Raw genomic sequence first — 21,314 nt, 5'->3', positions numbered from 1 at the left:
CGGCCGGATCGAGCAAACACGCTCGGCGTCGACAGCTTCGAGGGGGACAAGACAAATGCGTTTCAGCAAACCCGCGTCCACGCTGCTCTGCGGCGTTACCGCACTTGGCTGCTCTGTTGGTGTCGGCGCACAGAATGTGGGCCGTCCGGAAGCAGGGCCGCTCGTCGAGATCGTAGTTACCAGCACTCGTATCGTGCGTGACGGATACGAGGCGCCGACACCGACCACCGTGATGTCGGTTGAGGACATAGAGAAGACGGCGCAGGTTGGTCTCGCCGATTCTATCAATCAGCTGCCGGCATTGGGCAACTCGCTGTCCCCCACGACCAACCGCAACGGCGCCACTGCGGGCGCGGCATTCATCAATCTGCGCGGGCTCGGCACGAGTCGAACGCTCGTGCTGCTCGATGGCCGGCGCGTCGCGCCATCGGCGTTGACGGGCAACGTGGATTTCAACCTGTTGCCCACGAGCATCGTGCAGAGCGTCGACATCGTGACGGGCGGCGCGTCGTCCGCGTGGGGCTCCGATGCGGTCGCCGGCGTAGTGAACGTCGTGCTCGACAAACGCTTCAGCGGTGTGAAGAGTGAAGTCGTCTATGGCATGAACGACGACGGCGAAGGCGAACAGTTCAAAGGCAACCTCACTTTCGGCACCGACTTCGCGGATGAGCGCGGACACTTTCTGATTACGGCCGAGCACAGCGAGCTGCGCGACGCCGGCGATGCCGGCTCGCGCGACTGGTACAAAGGCTACAACATCATCGACAACCCGGCATTCGTGGCCGGTGGCTCGCAACCCCGGCGGTTGCTTGTGCCAGGCGTCGGCTTGTCGCGCTCGACGCCGGGCGGCCTCATTTCCACCGGTCCGCTGGCGGGAACACAGTTTCTTGCGGATGGCACACCCGCGCCATTCAATCCGGGCGTGGTGTCGGGCTTGCTCTCTTACGGCGGCGATGCCTATCTCGCTGGCGCCGATGCATGGCTGATCAATCCGGTCGAATGGGATACGGCGTTCGCTCGAGCCGAATATGAGATCACACCCGCGGTGACATTTTTCGCCGAGGGCGGCTACGGCGATTCGGATTCCACCTATGTAGTTCGCTACTACCAGCGCGACGCCAACATCGCCATCAGCCGACAGAACGCTTATCTCGATGCCGCGACCGCTGCGCGGATGGATGCCCGAGGTCTCACGTCATTCATGCTCGGCAAGCTTCACACCGATCTACCGCCGGCTACCGTTGAGAGTAGCCGCGAGCTCATGCGCGGTGTGGTAGGTGGCGAGGGTACGTTTGGCGGGGGATGGAGCTGGGACGCGTACTATCAGTATGGCCAGACGGACTTCGATACGGCGGCGATCAACAATCCGATTACCGCCAACTATAATCGCGCTGTCGACGCGATCGTGTCCAACGGCAGCATCGTGTGCCGCTCGAGCCTCACCCTGGACGATGGCTGCGTGCCCATCGATATCTTCGGCACCGACGGCATCTCTGCAGAGGCGCGCTCATACATTCTCGGCGTCGCGCATCAGCTCACTGTCATCAAGCAACAAGTCGCCGCCGCGAACCTGAGAGGCGAGCCGTTCAATTCCTGGGCCGGGCCCGTGTCGATCGCCGTCGGCGTCGAGTATCGCAAGGAAGAATACGAAGCGGAGACGCCCGACCCGATCTCGCTCGTCAACGGCTTCTTCCTCGGCAACTATAAACCTTCGGAAGGCGCCTACAACGTGCGAGAAGGTTATTTCGAAACGGTGGTGCCGTTGCTGACGGATCTACCACTGGCAAAACGGCTGGAATTCGGCGGCGCAGTGCGTTGGACCGACTACAGCACCAGTGGCGAGGTGACGACCTGGAAGACAGGGATCTCGTGGGATCTCAACGAGCAACTGCGCCTGCGCGGCACTTACTCTGCCGACATCCGTGCTCCGAACCTCAATGAGCTGTTCCTCGCCGCCTCGACGACCAACTTTGCCATTGTGGATCCACTGACCGGCGCCAGCTACTCGGTGCCGCGCGTGATCGCGGGCAATCGCGAGCTGGAGCCGGAAGACGCCAGGACGACGTCCTTCGGGGTGGTCTATAAACCGGCATGGCTCAGCGACTTCTCGTTCTCGGCCGACTACTACGACATCAGTATCGACGATTCGATCTTCACGCCCGACGGGCAGATCGTCATCAACCAGTGCTTTGCCGGAGTTGCTTCGCTGTGCTCGGCCATTACGCGCAATGCCAGCAACGTGATCACTGAATTGCGCGTATTGCCGCAGAACGTCTTGTCCGAAACCATCAGTGGCGTCGATTTCGAGGCGTCATGGCGCGGACCGGTCATGGTGCGCCTGTTGGCGAGTCACATTCTGGATCGCGAAGTCGACTCGTTCGGCGTGACCATCGACTATGACGGCGTAACAGGCGATGCACTCGGAGTCTCGAAGTGGCGCGGCCTGGCATCGGTGACCTATGAAGGCGAGTCCTTCTCGGCAACCGTGTCCGGCCGCTACGTGAAAGGCGGGGTGCTCAAGGCAGAGTGGGGCCCGCTCGACATCGATCGCAACGAAGTCTCGGATCGAACCTACGTCGATGTGTCGGCGACTTACGATCTGCAATTCGGTGGCACGCAGCTGCAGCTGTTCGGCGTCGTACAGAATGTCTTCGACCGAGATCCGGCCGTGTCGGTGGTCACGAGCGGCAACGCCTTTACCAGCATCGGCACGAATGCGAGTTTCTTCGATACGCTGGGCCGGCAGTTCCGCTTGGGCCTGCGGATGAAAATGTGATGGAGCGAGCGATGCGCGATTGCTTGAAGAAAGGTTCGATCTGCCTGGGATTGCTTGTCCTGGCTCGATTCGCCGCTGCCGCGGAATTGCCGCCGGACGTGGAGCGCTTCGCGTCGCCACCGCCGGAGGCTGATGAAGTGCTGCTGCAATTGATCGATACGCTAGGGAATCCACCGCGGTATTGTTTGGACATTCCTGGCTTCGGGATGATTCGCTCCGGCTTCGAGGGCTGGAAGATGGACTGGCCGATCGAGACCCACACCTGCAAGACGGAGTTGCCCAAGGCGCACTATTTCTTCGTGGATCAGCTGATATCTCGCTCGGGCCTGCAAAAGTCGAATGGCCAGATTCGCTTCACGCGCTTTGATAAGTGTGCCGAGATCATGCAGGTAGGCAGGGAGTCAGCGGTACGTGAAGACTCATGGGTGCTGCTGGCGCCGTGCAATGACAATCCTCGTCAGCAGTTCATGCTGAATGCGAGCGGCGAGATTCGCCCGGCGCTCGATTCAAAAAAGTGCCTGACGGTCGGCACGGAGGCGCATGAAGCAGGTAACAAAGCGTCCAACGAGCCGTGGTATCAGAGGGCTATCACCCTCAGCACTTGCAGCGAGGCCGAAGGCAATCGTCAGAAATGGCGGCTCGCCGTTCCGCCCGCGGCTCGTTCTTGATTTTTCCCGGAGAAGACAAGAGATGAATCGTGTGCTACGCGTAGGTTTGTTGATGCTCGCGACTGCCGCCGCATCGTTGACGAGCAGTCAAGCTGCGACACTCGAACAGGCGAGTCCGAGCGTTTATTGGGTGAAGGGCGATAGGCCGGGCGCCGCGATATCGAGTGTGATTGTCACGAGCGAGGGACTGGTCGTTGTCGACGCGACTTGCCGCAGCGAAGGCACGGCGGCGTGGCTAAATGGTGAATTGAAGACGCGCTTCAAGCAACCGGTGAAGTATGTGGTGCTCAGCCACGATCACGAGGACCACATCTGCGATCTCGACGTATTCGACGATACTGCTACCACTGTCTCGCAGGTGAAAACACGCGAAGCCGTGGTGCGGGAAAAGCGCAACACCTCCGTTCCGGATATCACTTTCGAAGACAAGCTGTCGCTGTGGCTCGGAGGCAAGGAAATTCAGCTGGTCTACTTCGGTCCCACGCACAGCGATAATCTGATCCAGGTTTACGTGCCCGACGAGAAGGTGCTGATCGCACCCGACTTCATGCAGCGAGGCCAGGGATTGATCCCGGACTTCCGCGACATGGATGTCGACAACATGCTGAAGACCTGGAACTACGTCTATCGCATGTACGACATCGATGTGATCGTCAATGGTCACGGCGGTACGTCACCGAAGGAGGACATTCTCAACAACATCCAATATGTGCAGACTTTGCGCCAGGCCGTGCTCGACGAAATGGTGAAGGGCGCGTCGTTGCAGACGATGCTGGAAACCATGAAGCTGCCGCAGTTCTCCGGCTGGCGGGGCTATCCGCAGTGGCTGGAAGCGGACATCGTCTCGATGTGGGACTACCTGTACCGAAAGCGCGAGCCGAATCTCGGGCCGGCTCACGATGCGTGGCAGAATGTGGTCGACAAGGTCATGAAGGGTGCAGCGGCGGCGAACACGTCGAAGGAATAGCCAGCAGATAACAGTCGAGCATCGTCTGATAGTCCGAGCGCGTCGATGCGCGCAATCGCACCTTGGAGCGTGGTATTGCAGAGACCCGCAGAACGCAAGCGGGGCGTATTCTCAAAGCCGAAATCGAAGGCAAGTCGACGCACGATCGAGTTGCCTGCGCCGCTGATCCCGGCAACCGCGTGGGAGTTCGAGCGCGATCGTCGGATTGCCGAGATGTGAGCGCTGTCCTCGGAAACCGCGGCTCCAAGGTCTACCATCTACCGCAAAGCTGTCCAGGCTATGAGAGCGTCTCAGCCAAGAACCGAGTGCACTTCGAACATGAGGCGAAGGCGCGGGCGGCCGGCTTCCGCAAGGCTGGCAACTGTCGATGAATCTGTGCGTCGACATCGGCGACCGCATTGATTGAGCCGGGAGCTTGACATCCCCATAAGTTTTGAGCCGCGCAAACGCTCACTCGAGCGATCCACAGAAGCTGTGCGCAACTCTGTGGATAACCTGGTTCGTCTGATATTTTGCCGCGGAAAACACGCGCGACCTTCGCTTGGTCAAACTCTGGCCAGCTTCATGGTGCCGCGAGCACAGACTGCGCGTATCGCGGTATGGATCTCGCCGGCTTCGTGTCCATGGTCTCAAACTGTCGCATTTGGTTGCTCGGATGACGAGAACGTTCGACAGTGACGGCGGGTCCAATGATGGATGGGATCGGTAGTTGGCGTAAGCGGTTTAGAAACATCCGCGCACAAGATCGGAAAAATGCACTGGGGACAATCTGGGGACAACGCCGAAACTTCAAAACACGTGTCCTGATTTCCGGCGCGTCGATACACTACGAAGCGTTCGCTGCGTCAGTCGCAACGGGATGCGACAGTTCGCGACCTCGATAGAGCATCTGACTCCTGATCATGGGCTCAACTTCTGTCATCGGGAAGTTGCCTGTTGACGGAGTTTTCAGACACTACGCCGACGCCATCGACACAACGGGCGCGAGGTTGGCCTTCGACGCGATCGGGGGCGGTGGCATGGCCAACCGGCCAACTCACCACTCAGAACGATGTTTGAATTTGATTCAAGTTGCGGCCATCGTAGGGCGTGACTCAATGAAGCTCACCCTGCTTTTGCGTGTTTGCCGAGGAATTGGCGGCCTTCATGCGTGTTGACGACGGACTTTGAGTGTTTGTGTCTCTCGCGCGGGTCTCTGTCCTGCGACAACTCTCCGTTGCTACGCGGACTTCAAGCGGGAATGCGCGAACGTGAGCACGCTCGCGCAAATCGCGGCGGTCAGTATCAAATACGGGATCGCCGACCAGCCGAAAGCCGACACCAGCGCGCCCGTCGCTGCCGGGCCTAATGCAAGGCCGACATTGTTCCCCTGCATCGCGAAGCCTACGGTGAGACCGACCAGTTCGGGCCGTGGGGCTGAGCTGGGAGCGGCGTTAAATATGACGACGGGGATCACTCCGCCCGCAATCGAAAAGACGATGCACAAGATGTAAGCCATCATCCCTGACAGGTTGCCACTGAAAATGCCAAATGCGCTGCAGGCCAGCGTAGCGAAGCTGATGAGAAGCAGTCGTGAGGGCGCTATCCCTCGCCCCAGGAGCTGGCCAGTGACGAGGTTGCCAACAGCGCTGGCTGCAACCGCAATGGCACTCAGCACCGCGGCCGCAGCGCCCTCGATGGCCAGTCGTTCGGACAGGATTGAGGGCAGAAATCCGAACACCGCGAAGAACGCTGTGGCTTGTGCGGCAAACAGGCCACCGAGCAACCACGGTCCGCGGCTCCTGATTGCCAGCGTAATATCCTGCCGAATGTCGCGACGATCGCCAGGCGTGACAGCGTGTCGGCGCAGCACCGGCACGAGCGTCGCTACATACGCCAAGTGTGTCACTCCAATAAACATCCAGAAGCCTCGCCAACTCACGTGCTCCAGTGCGGCTCCCGCGAGCATGATCGAACTCATGCCTGCCGGCATGAAGGTCGCCCAGAGCGCCATGGCCCGCTCACGATCCGCCGGCGATGCGACGCTGACGATCAAGGCGGGCGCTGCGATGATGACCGCCAGGAATCCCACACCCTCAACGACTCGCGTCATGCCCAGGAGAATCTCATCGGTGGCCATGGCGCCCACTGCACTCGCGATGCCTTGAACGAGAAGCCCGGCGATCGTCATGCGCTTTGCGCCGAAACGATCCACCGCGACCCCTATGGGGGCACCCACGATCGCACCGACAAAGGCGAATGCGGAGAGCAGCCAGGACGCGGCTGCCAGATCCAACGCGAGATCGCTCTGCAGGCTCGCGAGCGCCACTGGCATCTTGCCGACCTGCCAGGCCGAAATGATGCCCGCGCCAACCAACAGAAATATAGTCGGCCCGCTCGGAGCGTCTTCTCTTTTCGCGCGGCTCATGTGACGTTCGCCTCACGTCGTTCCGACCGTCCCGATCTCAGGGCGGCTGAAATCTCGGCAACGTGTCGACCTTGGAAGCGCGCCGCATGCAACTCGTTCTGGCTCGGGCGCCGATCTGCATGGTCGACGTCTTCGGCCAGCGTTGCGGCTCCATAGGGCGAGCCTCCCGTGATCTGGTCCATTCGCAGCTGGCCTTTGAACGTATAGGGCAGTCCGACGACCAACATGCCCAGGTGCAGCAATACGACGTGCGTCGATAGGATCGTGGACTCCTGGCCTCCATGTTGGCTGCCGGTCGAAGTGAAGACACTGCCGACCTTGCCCACGAGCGCGTCCCGACTCCACAGCTCGCCCGTCCTGTCCAGGAAGTTTTTCATTTGCGCAGCCATGTTTCCGTAGCGCGTCGGCGTGCCGAAGATGATCGCGTCGTACTTTGGAAGTTCCTCCACGGTTGCGATCGGCACGTCAGGTTCGATCACATATCCGGCTTGACGCGCCACGTGCTCCGGCACGAGTTCAGGGACGCGCTTGATGGTGACTCTTGCACCAGCTTCACGCGCTCCCTCGGCGACCGCCGATGCCATCGTCGCTATGTGGCCGTATGAAGAGTAGTAGAGCACGAGCACGTCAGTCACTTTGCACACCTCCGTGATTCTGGGTTGCTTGCAACGTCATGGTCCGAACAGGAGCGCTCCGGCTGTTCGCCGATTGTGCTGGCCGGGTGTCGGCTGCAAATGGGAACGCCCAACGCACCATGAGCTTTGCGCCCTGCGGCCGGTTGCGTGCCGCAGTCTCGACATAGCTGTTGATAAATAGATCGCCAAAGCGTGATTGGTACTGCAGCCCGGGTCCGATGCCGAAGATGGCTTCGCGCGATCCGCGTAGCTCACGACCGTCAATCCGGTCCTCGGAGATTTGGCTCAGGGCGTAGGTTGCGATGCCCAAGCGCAGCCGCTGTGACATTTCATAAGAGACAGATAGATTCAAATGCATAGCCTCACCGGCCTTGGTGGAGCCACGCGCGATCGGCGTGGGCGGCTGCTCATTTTCTCCTGGCCACAGGTAATGAATGCGGCCGCTGAGCTCCCATCCAGAGGCCGCCTCCCACGTAAACGCATAGTGCGGATTGAATATCCACGTGTTGCTTCCAATGTTCATCGGCGACTGCGCGTCGTATTTACCGGTGGGTGCGGTGACAGCGAGGTTCAGTCGCTGCCACAGGCGACCGGTGCCCAGGTCCCGAGCGGGCCACTGCAAGATGAAAGCGCTCACGGTCAGATCGCCGAGTCCGCTGCGCGAATGGCTGGCGGCGGGGGAGGGCGACGATGCACTCGAGACGATCGGCAACAGCGCTTCAAATCCCCAGTTTCCGCCGAAAATGCGTAGATCAGTGATACGCGCAACATGCGTGACAAGAGCGCCAACTTCGAGCTGATCGAACTGTGGTTGGGCATCCCCGTCCGCATCGGTGAGTCGCGTCGCCCGATAGAAGGAAAGTGAATGCTCGAGCAATGCGCCGGGACCCGCGATGCCATCGCGAAAGCTGGTATCGCCGAGATTGGTCGGAGGCAGGCTCACTTGTGCATGGCTGTCAAGGGCGGCACAGCACAGCATGGTAAGGATCAGCAGCTGCGTGGTCCTGCGTGACGGCCGGCGGGTGCTCTGGCCCTGCTTAGTGCTTGGCAAGTGCGTCGAGGCGAACATGGCGTCAATTTGCCAAGTGCACCCGAGCAATGAAAACGGATAAAATCGCTCAAGTTGATCGAAGATTCAGAACATGTTGGACAATCTCACCCTGGATCAGATGCGAGTGTTCGCCGCCGTGGCAGAGGCCGGAAGCTTCCGCGCCGGCGCTCAGCGTCTGCATCGAGTGCAGTCGGCGGTGAGCCACGCAATTTCGAACCTGGAATCGGAGCTGCGCGTGCAGCTCTTCGATCGCTCGGTCTACAAGCCGACTCTGACGGCCGCGGGTCGATCGTTGCTGGCTGAGGTGCGTGCGGTGCTCGCGAAAGTGGATGGATTGCGCGCTCGTGCCCGCGAGTTAGAGGAAGGCCTGGAGATCGTCCTTTCGATCGCCGTGGATACGATGTTTCCATTGCATATACTCGCGCAGGCGCTACGAGAGACCCACGCACGCTTCCCGAGCGTAGATGTCAGGATTGAATATGCATCAATGGGTGGCACCGTGGATGCACTGCTGACCAAGCGATGCATGGTGGCGGTGGCGGTGCTGGACTGGCAGGACGATCGACTCACGCGCCAGTTCGTCATGCCGCTCACGACAGTCGCGGTCGTCGCGCCAGGCCATCCTTTATCGCGCCTGCCCAGGAAGCTTCCGGAGCAGCAACATCTGCTGAGCGAGCATTTTCAGATCGTCCTGGAAGACAAGTCGCAACTCACGCGGGGCAAGGATTTCGGGGTGCTGTCACCACGCACGTGGAAAGTGGATGATATGCACGTAAAGCTCGCGTTGCTCCGCGCCGGCGTCGGCTGGGGCACTATGCCCCGATGGCTCGTTGAAGCTGACCTGAAAGCGCGCACGCTGATCCAATTGCCTGCCTCGGCGTTAGGTCCGGGCGGCGAGGCGAACTATCATGCATATCTGAGTCACCGCACCGATCAGGCGCTCGGTCCTGCGGCTCGCGCCTTTGCGTCGGGGCTAGCACAAGCCACCACCCGTGGAGCTTCGCCCCGGAAATCATCAAAGCGCGCCAGTTGACTCAGAAATCCCAATCTGCGCATTCTTGACGTGAACGAGATCAAGACCGTGCCGCAAGTCAGGCATTCAGATGGCGAAGTTCGAAGTATCTTCCGGCTCTCTGCGGGGCAAGAGATCGTCATTGCAAGCAAAGTGGCGGACGGCGGCGTAGCCCCGGCATTGGGGTTGTCCTGTAGAATCGAGTCCGCGCGCATTTGCGCGCCCGACTCGCAAAGGCGAGGCGCCTTTGCTCGCGGCTCGAGCACCTTTGGATCAACCCACAGGCAATGGTCAGGGGATAGGCAGAGGCCTGGCGCGTCACGCCATCGCAAGGCCGCCGAGATGGGAGCGAGCAGCATGCTGATTGAATCCGAGCCAAAATGCTGAAGGCTTTTCCCTTGCGCTTGGGGAAAAGGCAGCGCGCCTGCGCCAATAGTAGGCCACGCACATCCAAGGCTGCTTCTAGCCCGAGGCTTCGAAAGCGCATTACGCGCTTAGGTGCGGCCGCTTGACCCTTCCATCGAGAGTACGTCGCCGGCAAGCCGGGCGACGCCTCTCGTGTCAAACGTTAGGATTTCGAGCGCACTGAACGTTTCAACCATGAGTAATGGAAAGTCTTTGCTATGGAAAAAGAACGGCCTGAACGAGCTATCCTGCTCCGTAACACTATGGCATACGAGCGCGAGCACACGACTGAATTTGAGCGGGCTATACGGAATGCTGTTTTGTTCGCCGAGAAAAATGCCCCTCAGCTAATGGTGCAAGTATTCATTGATCATGAAAAGTGCCTTTGCTATAGCTTCCAACTCTATGCGAATTCTGAAGCTGTTCTCCGTCACTGGGAAGTTTCCGATCCCCATATAAGTGAGGTCATGAGGTACTGCGTCGTTCAAAGCATGGAGGTGTATGGCACTCCGAGTGAATCCGTTCGTAACGGCATTCTCGAGGCGGTCGGGAACGACAAGGTAACGTTTACTCCCGGACTCGTCGGGTACTATCACCTCCGTTGAGCCTGCAAGGTGCGTCCCGGCAGATGCGAGGCAAGCCGAACCAAGCTCGTTGCTCAACCCCCGAATTGGCTTAGTCAATCCGGTTGGCTTGTGATTCGCTTGCGATCTCACTGCCGCGGGTTGTATCAGCTGCCCGCGGCCGTGCGACGCCACCCACAGGATCCGTTTGACCAGGCTCGAGGCCTCTCGTGTTCGGACGTAGACCTGGGTAACGGGGAAGGTTATCCGCGAGTGACATCCATGCTGGCATGTACTCGACGAACAGATGAAATCCTGGCTTGACCGCGCTTGGCTCATCGAGCGAGCCGACGGCGATATCGATCTCATCGGGTTGATGGTCGACGTGAATCGTCAGCGGCGCGCCGCAATTCCGACAGAATGTCCGCTCACCGAATGAGGTCGACTGGAACCGACATATCAGATCATAGCCTTGTACGATTGTGTAGCTCTTTTTCGGGACCGTGGTGAAGACCATGCCGGCTGAACCCGACGCGCGCTGGCAGACACGACAGTGACACCAGCCAGTATCGTAGGGCATCGCTGCCAATCGATACCGGATCGCTCCGCAGGTGCATCCTCCCTCGAGTCCGATCGTGCGCATGCATCATACCTCTCTAAGTTGTTTGTGTTGAACTGTCGCCGTAGACACAGATTCGCGACGTCCGATCTTCACTGGTACCAAGCCGGACAGCGAGGAGTTCTGGATCGGTGACGGCGCCGATGCGGCCGAGCGATTGCAAGCGAGCTACGACAAGCTGTCGAATCGCGATGACGAGATCGTGCCCGAGCGCGCATCGCTCCAAGCCCAAATAGAACTTGCTAAAGCTGGATTCGACGCGAGTCAGACCGAGGAAACCTGACCATGTGTGATGCGTCGAGTCTACATGGCGTTCGTCGAGGTGCTGCGATGGCCATTGAGCCGGTTTCACTGGAGCAGTACAGGCAATTCGTGGGCCGACAGATCGGTGTGTCAGGCTGGTACCTCATGGACCAGCAACGCATCGACCGGTTCGCCGCGGTAACCGAGGATGAGCGGTTCATCCATGTCGATCCGTTGGCCGCGGCAACAACGCCCTTCGGCGGCACGATCGCACACGGGTTCCTTTCTCTCTCGATGCTGAGCGCGATGGCTGCTTCGGTCATTCCTCCCGTGGTCGGTGCCGAGATGATGATCAACTACGGTTTGAACAGCGTGCGCTTTCTGCAGCCGGTAGGCGTGGGCAAGCACGTCAGAGGGATTTTTACGCTTAAAGACCTGCAAGAGCGCAGTCCGGCACAATGGCAGTCCATCCTTACCGCCACCGTCGAGATTGAAGGTGAACACAAGCCGGCGCTGGTGGCGGAGTGGCTCACGCTCACGATTCTGCCACGGCCGAACCTCGCTGGTTGATCATCTCGGGGGCACTGCCGTTCGCGGCGAGGGTGATTGAAGAAGTCGTGCTGTAAACCCTACTTTCCGTAGGGTGGAGCTTTCCGCATCGGGCAGTAGTTTGGCGCAGCGATGGGAAATCGGAGAGCTCTCATGAAAGAAAAGGCATACGTCGCCGGCGTCGGCATGGTGCCCTTCGGCAAGCCAGGCGCGTCGGACAGCTACGACGTGATGGCTGCTGCCGCCGTGGGCAAGGCATTAGCCAATGCGCGGCTCGAATACGCCAACGTGCAACAAGCGATCGTTGGTTATGTCTACGGTGACTCGACCTCCGGGCAGCGTGCGCTCTATCAGGTGGGCATGAGCGGCATTCCCATCGCCAATGTGAACAACAATTGCTCGACCGGCTCGACCGCACTGTTTCTGGCGCGACAGTTGATCGAGAGCGGCGCGGCCGACTGCGTACTGGCGCTCGGCTTCGAGCAGATGCAGCCGGGCGCGCTCACGACTCACTGGACCGATCGTCCTTCGCCGTTTGCGGACTTCGATCGGCTGTGTGACGAGATCAATCCGTACCCGGTGCCGCTGGCGCTGCGTTACTTCGGCGGCGCGGGTATGGAGTACATGGACAAGTACGGCGTGAAGCCGAACTTGTTTGCCAAGGTGCGCGCCAAGGCCAGCCGACACGCGGCGCATAATCCGATGGCGCTACTGCGCAAGGTGGTCACCGAAGATGACGTGATGGCCGCGCCTCTCGTGTTCCCCGAAGCCAGCTTGACCCGACTGATGGCCTGCCCGCCGACTTGCGGCGCGGCTGCTGCCGTCCTCGTGTCTCGTGACTTTGCCGAGCGCAACAACCTCGATCGCCGTGTCTTCATCGCCGCTCAAGCGATGACCACCGACCGTCCGGGCACCTTTGAGAAGCGCAGCTTGATGGCACTGGTGGGCGCCGACATGACGCGCGAAGCGGCGGACAAAGTGTACGAGCAGGCGAGCATCGAACCGAAAGACATCGATGTCGTCGAGCTGCATGACTGCTTCGCCCAGAACGAGGTCATCACGTACGAAGGGCTGCGTCTGTGCGACGAAGGAGGCGCGGAAAAATTCGTGACTGCCGGCGATAACACTTACGGCGGCCGGGTCGTCACCAATCCTTCCGGCGGGCTGCTGTCGAAAGGCCATCCGCTCGGCGCCACGGGTCTCGCGCAGTGCACGGAGCTGGTTGAGCAGTTGCGCGGTGAGGCGGGCGAGCGCCAAGTGCCCGGCGCCCGCCTGGGTTTGCAACACAATCTCGGTCTCGGCGGCGCTTGCGTCGTCACCTTGTATCAACGTGACAACTGATCATGATCGACAAAAAACACGTCGGCATGGAGTTGCCTGCAGTTGTCTGGGCGATCGAGCGAGGCCGCTTGCTCGCCTTCGCCAATGCGATTGGCGAGAAGCGACCTGAATACGTCGATGATGCGGCGGCGCGCGCCGCCGGCCATCGTGGCTTGCTCGCTCCGCCCACGTTCTGGTTCGCGGCACAGTTCGATGCCGGCACGCTGATGCAGATGTTGGCCGCGTTGGAAGTGCCCATCCAGCGCATCCTGCACGGTGAGCAATCGTTCACTTATCACGCGCAGGTCTGCGCCGGCGATGTGCTGACGCTGAAATCGACGGTCGCCGATATCGTCGAGAAGAAGGGCGGAACCATGGAGCTGATCACGACTCGTACGACTGTGACCAATCAGCTCGGGCAAGCCGTGGGCGACATCTCCTCGGTCCTCGTGGCGAGGAATTGAAGAACATGAGCACGAGTGCAAAATCCGTCGTCGTCGGCGACGAGCTGCCGCAATTGCGCCTCCCCGCGATCGACCGAAAGATGCTCGCCATCTATGCCGGTGCATCGGGGGACCTGAACCCGATTCATATCGATATCGATTTTGCTCGCCGCGCGGGCATGCCCGATGTGTTCGCCCAGGGCATGCTCGGCATGGCCTGGCTCGGCCGATTGCTGACCGAGTGGCGCCCGCAATCCTGCCTGCGACGCTTCGATGTGCGTTTCATGGGCATGATCCATCTCGGCAATCAACCGGTGCTCACGGGCCGCGTCATCGAGACCCTCGATCAGGGAGAAAGTCCGTTGGCTCGCGTGCAGGTCGAGATGCGCAACCAGTACGGCGAGCTGAAGATCCAAGGCGAGGCGTTGGTGGCGCTGGGGGGCTCCGATGGCAATGCCGCGCACACTGTTGCTCGATGAACATCTGCAGTTCCGGGACGCGGTCGACCGGTTCCTGGATGTCGAAGTCGTGCCGCACTACGAGCGCTACGAAGAGCAGGGCTACGTCGACCGTGAGGTGTGGCGCAAAGCAGCTGATGCCGGTTTGTTGTGTCCAACCATGCCTGCGCAGTACGGTGGCGCCGGTGTCGACAAGATCTTCAGCGTGGTGCTGTTCGAGGCGTTCGCGCGCAAGCATGTTTCGGCGCTGCTCGGCATGTCGCTGCATTCGGAGATCGTCGCGCCATACATCCTGCACTATGGCAGCGAGCCGCTGAAACAAAAGTACCTGCCGCGCATGGCCACAGGCGAGATGATCGGCGCCATCGCAATGACCGAGCCGGGCGGCGGCTCCGACCTGCAAGGCATTCGAACGACGGCCATGCTGGATGGCGATCAGTACATTCTCAACGGCTCCAAGACCTTCATCACCAATGGCATGCACTGCGACTTGGTGATCGTGGTCGCTAAGACTGAGCCGGCAGCGGGTGCGAAGGGAACGAGCTTGTTGGTCGTCGACACCTCGATGCACGGCTTCAGCAAGGGCAAGCGGCTGAAGAAGGTCGGACTGAAGGCGCAGGACACCGGCGAGCTGTTCTTCGACAATGTGAAGGTGCCGCGGGACAACCTGCTGGGCGAAGCCAACAAGGGCTTCGTGTACCTGATGCAGGAGCTGAGCTGGGAGCGTTTGCAGATTGCCATCACGGCGGTGGCGCAGATGGAAACGGCCGTGGTGGAGACATCGAACTATTGTCGAGAGCGCAAAGCCTTCGGCAAGCAGATCATGGAATTCCAGGCCACACGGCATGAGCTGGCCGAAGCGATGACCGAAGTGCAGATCGCCCGAGTGTTCGTCGATCGCTGCATCGAGCTGCAGCTGCAAGACAAACTCGACGCCTCCACCGCGTCCATGGCCAAGTACTGGTGCACCGAGTTGTCGAGCAAAGTACTGGATTTGTGCGTGCAGCTGCACGGCGGATATGGGTACATGTGGGAGTACCCGATCGCGCGTGCCTGGGCAGATGCGCGAGTGTCGCGCATCTACGGTGGCGCGAATGAGATCATGAAGGAAGTCATTTCGCGCCAATTGCCGTGAGGCCATGGCGTCATGCTCGCCAGGATTCAATACGGCCCGTCCCATCGTGCCACTCCCCCTACTAAAAAGAGGGGGCCGCGCTTCCACGGACCCAGTATGTTGGCTTTGCAATGCTGGTGAACAACTATAGAGGAAGGGGGATGTTCGATGATGACAAAAGTCGCTGTTTCGTTACTGGCCGTCTCCTGCGCGGCCGTGTCGAGCGCGCAGGCGCAGCCCGCCGAGGGAGCGCCGCAGGAACCGTCGACTCCGACTTCGGCCAACCCCGACGCGAGTAGCGTCAGCTCCGCAGGGCTGGAAGAAATCATCGTCACGGCGCAGCGGCGCTCCGAGCGTCTCGTCGATGTGCCGATTTCCGTAGCGGCAGTCTCGATCTCCGAGATGGAGCGTGCGGGCGCTATGAGCCTCGAGTCTTTGAACAAACTCGTTCCCGGCATCTACTTGCAACGCGATGTCTATGGTCTTTCGCCGACGGTACGTGGCATCGGTTCGACGCTGAGCTCTTCGGGCGGCGAATCCAACGTATCGGTGTACGTGGACGGCGTGTACCTGCCCTTCAAGGCGACGAACATCTTCGATCTCGCCAGCGTCTCCGACGTACAGGTGCTGAAGGGGCCGCAAGGCACGCTGTTCGGTCGTAACGCGACCGGCGGTGCGATCCTGATCACCACGCTCGACCCTTCGATGGACCCAGCGGCACGACTGAGAGTCTCGTACGAGCGCTTCGGCCAGGCGCGTGGCAGCGGCTATGTGAATGTGCCGATCGCCGAGGGGATCGCTGCAAACGCCGCCGTCTCCTACCGGCATTCCGATGGATACATCCGCGACTCGCGCACCAACGATCTCGTCAATGAAGGCGAGGATTACTCGGGACGCATGAAGTTCCTGTGGCAGCCGACCGATTCGCTGAGCATCGTGCTGGCAGGATATCTCAGCAAGTTCGACGATCCGACCGGCTCGAGCTATCAGGCGATCTCTCCCTCGCCGTTCTTCAGCGTGCCGGGTATCGACGCCAATGCCGGCCCGATCGCCAGCGATCGATTTCATCGATCGCACAATGTCGAGGACCTGGTGCGCACCGAGTCGGCGCAATACTCCGGCCGCGTCAAGTGGGATCTGGATTTCGGCACGCTGCAGTCGATGACGTCGAGTCAGCGCAGCGAGCTGGTCAGCGTCAACGATCTGGATTCGACCTATCAGGATCTGGTGCCCGCCGCCAATGCCCGCATCGCCCTGAAGAGCGAGTTCGATACCTTCACTCAGGAGGTGAACCTGACCTCGCGGCCGGGATCGACGCTCGACTATGTGGCGGGCTTGTTCTACTACCGCAATCGCGGCGACATTCCTTATCTCAATATCAACGACGTGACGCAGTTCGTCACCGTCGGCCATACCACGGCGAAGTCCGCCTACTTCGATGGCAACTATCATCTAGGCGACTGGGTGCTCATCGGCGGCCTGCGTTATACGCATGAAACGCGTGAGATCGACACCCGATTCCTCCCTGTGGGGCGCGGTGAAAACGTTGGAAGCACGACCGAGAGCGTGTGGACTCCGCGCGTCGGCGTCCGATATGAGCTCACCCCGGAAAGCAATGTCTATGCGACCTATACGCGCGGCTACAAGGCCGGCATCTTCGATGCCACGTCGCCGCTGGGGAATGAGGTCGATCCGGAGTACGTGAATGCCTACGAAATCGGATACAAGACCTCGTCGCAGGACTTCACGCTGAACAGCGCGCTGTATTACTACGATTTCACGGACACGCAGGTGAACGCCATCTTCTCCAGCGGCGGGCAGATATTCCAACAGCTCTTCAATGCGCCCAAGTCCGAGATTTACGGCTTGGATATCGACGGCACCTATCGTTTCAACACTGCCTTCGATTTTCGAGCGTCGGTGGCCTACACGCACGCTCGCTACGAAGAGTTCACGAACGCGCTCGATTACCGGATCGATCCCACCGATCCGGCGTCCGTCTTCGGTCTGTTTTACTCCAGCACGAGCGTGGATGCGAGCGGCTCCAACATGGTCAGAGCGCCCGAGTGGTCTGCGAGCGCTGCGCTCAACTTTCATGCGTGGCTTCCCGGCGACATGAGGCTGGATCTGTCGCTGTCCGGCGCGTATTCGAGCCGCGTCTACTTCAATTTCAGCAATACGCTGAGCCAGCCGTCGTATTTCCTCACCGACGCGAACGCCACGCTGGCATTCAACGACCGGCTGTCGATGTCGGTGTTCGGCCGGAATCTGAGCGACGAGAGCTATTACACCAGCTATTCGCAGAACGTGCTCACCACGGCCGCTACGTTTGGAATGCCACGCACGTATGGTGTGTCGCTCGAATATAACTTCTGAAACAGGAGATGGATATGGCCGCTAAAGGCCGCGAGTACGAGCAACTGATCTATGAGCAGCCCGCTCCCAAGGTCGCGCGAATCGTCATGAATCGGCCCAACCGGCGCAACGCGCAGGGCATCACAATGACGTACGAGCTCGACGATGCGTTCAAGCGCGCGTGCCACGACGATGACATCAATGTGATCATCCTCGCGGCGAGCGGCGATCATTGGAACGCCGGCCACGATTTGAGCGGCGAGGGGCCGGACAACCCGGCGCCAGATCAAACAGTCGGACTCTGGGGCGGCAGTTATAAAGGCAAAGGCTGGGAGGGCTTTTACGCGCGCGAGAAGGAGATCTATCTGGAGATCAGCGAGCGCTGGCGCAACTCGCCGAAGCCGACCATTGCCGAGATCCAGGGGTCAGTGATTTCTGGCGGGATCATCCTGGCATGGATGTGCGATCTCATCGTCTGCTCGGAGGAAGCACGCTTCCGTGACGCCACCGCGGCGGAGATGGGCATCGCCGGTGTCGAGTTCTGGCAGCATCCTTTCGAGATGAGCGTGCGCCAGGCAAAGGAATGGCTGATGACCGGCGGCTGGCTGACGGCGCAGGAAGCGCAGCGGCGGGGCATGATCAATCATGTCGTGCCGCGCGACCAACTCGCCGCTCGAACACTGGAGCTGGCCCAGGCGATTGCCGCGAACAATCCGTTCACCATGAAGCTGGTGAAGCAGGCGATCAACTTCGCGCAGGATCAGATGGGACGCAAGGCGGCGCAGGACTATGGCTTTCACCTGCACCAAATCGGCCACATGCAAGCGATGCTGGTCAATGGCTTTCCCATCGACATAGAGAAACTGCCACCCGCCATGCGGGCAAATATCGAAAAGGTGCTGGCGACGCGTAAGTTCGCAGGGAAGAGCTGAGAGCGAAAGCCGCGGCGGGTGGATAATCTGCCGCGGCAATTCCGGCTCGTTACTTTGTTCTTGTTAGCTGATGATGCGATGTCGTCTTGCCTTCGCGAGCACGTCTTCGCGAGAACCGGCGTGCAGCTTGCCGTAGACATTCTTCAGGTGCCACTTCGCCGTGGCCAGGGAGATGTCCAGGCTGCGGCCGATGCTTTTGGCGGAGAGTCCCTTGCCCAAGAGCTCCAGCACGTCCTGTTCCCGTGCGGTCAATGGTTCCGTCAACGGTGCGACGGGGTCCGCTGAATCGGCGCTAGTGTCTGGTAGAGAGCGGCCGCTGCGCAGAGCGATCTGCAGCATTTCATGCTCGGTTTCGCCGTGTCCGCGACTCACGAGCAGCTTCGCCAATGGGTGCGCGAGGGCGCCGAGGTCTGCCAGCGCTCGCACCGTACCGAGCTGGGCTGCCTTAGCGAGCAGCTCCGAGGCTTCGCTCAACGCTGCCTGCTGTTTGCCAGCCGCAAGCCTGGCAATACAGCGCATGAATCCGAGGCGTATCAGGATGGCCGCGCGACCGATTCTCCGGCAGAGCGTTTCAGCGGTCTCGATGAGTTGCAAACATTCGAGGTGGTCGAGGCGCTGGTGGAGTGCGTCCTCGGCAGCAGCCAGCGCGTAGATCATTGGGATCTGCGCCCACGAGCAGTCCTGGTACTCAGCGTATTTCGCCGCAAGCAGCGCAAGTCGATGCAGGATCTCATCGCGGGAAGTCAGATGCTGGAAGTGCACGGAGAGCGCGAACTGATCGTACAGGCTCCACGCCACCAGCCGATCGAGCCGCCGCTGGAGGCCGATCTCCTCGAGGCGCTGCATGGTCTGGAATGCAGACTGCGCGTGACCGGCAAGCAACTCCAGGCGGGCGCGAACCCGATATCCATTCAGAATTCCTTCCGGCAATTCCGCCGCGCCGATCATTTCCGCGTAGGAGTCGAGCAGCTCTCTGGCGTCATCCAGCAGGTTGAATTGAAACAGAGCCTCGCACAGCGAGCCAATGGTGTTGCCGACGGCGTCGGGCCCGATCCTGCCGCGCAAGATGATTTTCTCCTTGAACGGCATCAGGTGGGCCAGCGCATCGCGGATGCGGCCTTCGGCGAGATACGAGCTGCCGATCGCCACGTCGGCGAGCAGATACTGGTGCTGGGTCTGGCCCGGAGAAAGATTCTTGTAGAAGATACGAACCGCTTCCCTGGCTTCGGCAAAGCGTCCGGCATAAGCGAAACCGGCGGAGGCGAGGCTGCTGATCAGCGACAGCAGGAATGGATCCGCGGGTAGTGACTCCTGCAGCATGGGCTCGACGATGCGATTCAACGCGGCGGTATCGTCCACTGCCGAGTGGCCGCAGGCACGCAGCAATTGAACTTCGAAGCGAACCGAGTGTGCATTGTGCTTCGGGTGCTGCAGGATGCCCTGAATGTTTTCCTGAAAGGCATCGAAGTGGCCGCAGAAGATCTGGGCCCAGGCCAGGTTCAGACTGATGTTCAGTCGATCACCCAGGATGTCCTTGGGCAGCTGGCCGCACCATTTGATGAGCTGCCTGAAATTGCCAGCGGCCGACAGCCGGCGGGCCGAACGATCGATCAGCTCTGCCAGCAGCTCGTTGTCACCGGCTTCACTCGCATAACGTACGGCTTCGACATACAGCCGTTGTTCCGCAAACCAGTGCGCGGCTTTTCGGTATAGCGACTGGATCTCGGCGCGTTCGCGCTGTTCCAGCCGGCTGTGCAAGAAATCGTTGAACAGGCGATGAAATCGATACCAGGGATCGACTTCCGGCGTGTCGATCGGCAGCAGGAACAACTGTTCGTCCGCAAATTTCTTCAGCAGCTCGCCGGCTTTGGGATTATCGCTCAGGACTTCGCACAGGGCGCGATTGAAGCGGCCGCAGATGGAAATCGCGCACAGAAAATCGAGCTCTTCCGTACTGATGAAGTCCGCGACATTGGATTCGAGATAGCTGACCAGCGCGCCCTCTTGCGAAACGCTCGGCTTGCTCGCGTGGCGCTCGAAGAAGTGCTCGACGCGGCTTTCCTTGCGTAGTGAAAACAGCAGTAATTGCAGTCCGGCTGCCCAGCCGTCGCTCATCTCGTGCAGGCGGGCGATGTGGGCGGGAGCGAGGCTGGTCAGGCCCTGTGCGGCGACGAACTTGCCGGTTTCATCGACATCGAAACGCAGATCCTTGAAATCGAACTCGGCCAGTTGATCCTGGGTCTGCAGCTTGACGAGGTTCAGCAACGGCCGCGACCTGGCGCCGAATACCAGATGGACGTTCTCGGGCAGCGCATCCAGGAACGCGTCCAGCAGCTGGAAGATATTGAAGGCGGTGCCGTGATGGATGTCGTCGATGATCAAATAAACCTGTTCGCCGCAGTCGATCAGATCGTCGACCAGGGAGGCGAGCAAGCTGTTGCGGGACTTGCCGCCGGAGCGGTTGAAGAACTGCAGCTCGTCGGTGCGGATGTCCAGCTGCACGCTGCGCAGACTTTCGACGATGTACGCGGCGACCTGGGTCACGTCGTCGTCGGTGCCCAGGTTGTACCAGGCGACCTTTGCGCCTTGTTCCGAGAGCTGCTTGCGCCATTGCGCGAGCAACATGGTTTTGCCGCTGCCGGCCGGCCCCAGCACGAGGGTCACTTTGCAGTCGCTGCGCGCGTTCAGACGTTGCAGCAGCTTGTCTCGGCTCACCGGCGCGCTGCCGATACGGGGCGGCGCAAGTCTGGTCCGGATGATGGCGGGTTCCGGAGACTTCGGCTTCATCATGCAGGTT

At 60.3% G+C, this 21,314-nt stretch carries 16 protein-coding genes and 1 pseudogene; 12 read left to right on the top strand and 5 right to left on the bottom strand.

The window, feature by feature from the left end:
- Nucleotides 1-55: 55 nt before the first annotated feature.
- The 4 genes and pseudogenes from VGD45_RS07650 to VGD45_RS34065 all read left to right on the top strand — a co-directional run.
- Entirely contained in the window at nt 56-2,776 is a 2,721-nt protein-coding gene (locus tag VGD45_RS07650) for a TonB-dependent receptor domain-containing protein (protein WP_331154686.1), read from the top strand.
- A gap of 11 nt (nt 2,777-2,787) precedes the next feature.
- Nucleotides 2,788-3,444: a ricin-type beta-trefoil lectin domain protein gene (locus VGD45_RS07645; RefSeq protein WP_331154685.1), complete on the top strand. Its 657-nt coding sequence runs from the start codon at nt 2,788-2,790 to the stop codon at nt 3,442-3,444.
- 22 nt (nt 3,445-3,466) lie between these two features.
- Nucleotides 3,467-4,411 carry an MBL fold metallo-hydrolase gene (locus tag VGD45_RS07640; RefSeq protein ID WP_331154684.1) on the top strand — a complete coding sequence of 315 codons (945 nt, stop codon included), beginning with the start codon at nt 3,467-3,469 and terminating at the stop codon, nt 4,409-4,411.
- Nucleotides 4,412-4,626: 215 nt separating this feature from the next.
- Nucleotides 4,627-4,782: pseudogene (locus VGD45_RS34065) on the top strand (deoxyribonuclease I); the annotation flags it as partial.
- Nucleotides 4,783-5,630: 848 nt separating this feature from the next.
- On the opposite strand, the gene VGD45_RS07635 reads toward VGD45_RS34065, so the two are convergent.
- The 3 genes from VGD45_RS07635 to VGD45_RS07625 are packed head-to-tail and all read right to left on the bottom strand — an operon-like array spanning nt 5,631 to nt 8,396.
- Nucleotides 5,631-6,818 (bottom strand): MFS transporter, encoded by a 1,188-nt coding sequence (locus VGD45_RS07635; protein ID WP_331154683.1) that lies wholly within the window; start codon nt 6,816-6,818, stop codon nt 5,631-5,633.
- Entirely contained in the window at nt 6,815-7,453 is a 639-nt protein-coding gene (gene wrbA, locus VGD45_RS07630) for an NAD(P)H:quinone oxidoreductase (protein ID WP_331154682.1), read from the bottom strand. The genes VGD45_RS07635 and wrbA overlap by 4 nt, the downstream gene beginning before the upstream one ends.
- The gene (locus tag VGD45_RS07625) at nt 7,446-8,396 is read right to left on the bottom strand and encodes a SphA family protein (RefSeq protein WP_331154681.1); all 951 of its coding nucleotides are present in this window, start codon (nt 8,394-8,396) and stop codon (nt 7,446-7,448) included. The genes wrbA and VGD45_RS07625 overlap by 8 nt, the downstream gene beginning before the upstream one ends.
- A 199-nt stretch (nt 8,397-8,595) precedes the next feature.
- Here VGD45_RS07625 and VGD45_RS07620 point away from each other — a divergent pair, with 199 nt between their 5' ends.
- Nucleotides 8,596-9,537: a LysR family transcriptional regulator gene (locus VGD45_RS07620; RefSeq protein WP_331154680.1), complete on the top strand. Its 942-nt coding sequence runs from the start codon at nt 8,596-8,598 to the stop codon at nt 9,535-9,537.
- Between the two features lie 1,059 nt (nt 9,538-10,596).
- Here the strand turns inward: VGD45_RS07620 and VGD45_RS34315 are convergent.
- On the bottom strand, nt 10,597-11,001 hold the full coding sequence (locus VGD45_RS34315) for a GFA family protein (RefSeq protein WP_414717563.1): 405 nt from the start codon (nt 10,999-11,001) through the stop codon (nt 10,597-10,599).
- 432 nt (nt 11,002-11,433) lie between these two features.
- Between VGD45_RS34315 and VGD45_RS07610 the strand changes: the two genes are divergently transcribed.
- The 7 genes from VGD45_RS07610 (at nt 11,434) to VGD45_RS07580 (ending at nt 18,517) form a co-directional block, all read left to right on the top strand.
- Entirely contained in the window at nt 11,434-11,916 is a 483-nt protein-coding gene (locus VGD45_RS07610) for a MaoC family dehydratase (RefSeq protein WP_331154678.1), read from the top strand.
- 132 nt (nt 11,917-12,048) lie between these two features.
- On the top strand, nt 12,049-13,236 hold the full coding sequence (locus VGD45_RS07605; protein WP_331154677.1) for a lipid-transfer protein: 1,188 nt from the start codon (nt 12,049-12,051) through the stop codon (nt 13,234-13,236).
- Nucleotides 13,237-13,238: 2 nt separating this feature from the next.
- Nucleotides 13,239-13,679 carry a MaoC family dehydratase N-terminal domain-containing protein gene (locus VGD45_RS07600; protein WP_331154676.1) on the top strand — a complete coding sequence of 147 codons (441 nt, stop codon included), beginning with the start codon at nt 13,239-13,241 and terminating at the stop codon, nt 13,677-13,679.
- 5 nt (nt 13,680-13,684) lie between these two features.
- Nucleotides 13,685-14,137: a MaoC/PaaZ C-terminal domain-containing protein gene (locus VGD45_RS07595; RefSeq protein WP_331154675.1), complete on the top strand. Its 453-nt coding sequence runs from the start codon at nt 13,685-13,687 to the stop codon at nt 14,135-14,137.
- On the top strand, nt 14,106-15,251 hold the full coding sequence (locus VGD45_RS07590; RefSeq protein ID WP_349263232.1) for an acyl-CoA dehydrogenase family protein: 1,146 nt from the start codon (nt 14,106-14,108) through the stop codon (nt 15,249-15,251). The genes VGD45_RS07595 and VGD45_RS07590 overlap by 32 nt, the downstream gene beginning before the upstream one ends.
- A 147-nt stretch (nt 15,252-15,398) precedes the next feature.
- Nucleotides 15,399-17,606 carry a TonB-dependent receptor gene (locus VGD45_RS07585; protein WP_331154673.1) on the top strand — a complete coding sequence of 736 codons (2,208 nt, stop codon included), beginning with the start codon at nt 15,399-15,401 and terminating at the stop codon, nt 17,604-17,606.
- Nucleotides 17,607-17,620: 14 nt separating this feature from the next.
- Complete coding sequence (locus tag VGD45_RS07580) at nt 17,621-18,517, top strand: enoyl-CoA hydratase (protein ID WP_331154672.1); 897 nt, start codon at nt 17,621-17,623, stop codon at nt 18,515-18,517.
- Nucleotides 18,518-18,580: 63 nt separating this feature from the next.
- Here the strand turns inward: VGD45_RS07580 and VGD45_RS07575 are convergent, their stop codons facing one another.
- A complete protein-coding gene (locus VGD45_RS07575; protein ID WP_331154671.1) occupies nt 18,581-21,307 on the bottom strand; it encodes a LuxR C-terminal-related transcriptional regulator in 2,727 nt (908 codons plus the stop codon).
- Nucleotides 21,308-21,314 lie beyond the last annotated feature (7 nt).

It is taken from the genome of Steroidobacter sp., from assembly GCF_036402275.1.
Taxonomy (GTDB): Bacteria; Pseudomonadota; Gammaproteobacteria; order Steroidobacterales; family Steroidobacteraceae; genus Steroidobacter.
This window is presented reverse-complemented; position numbering and strand designations above follow the sequence as displayed.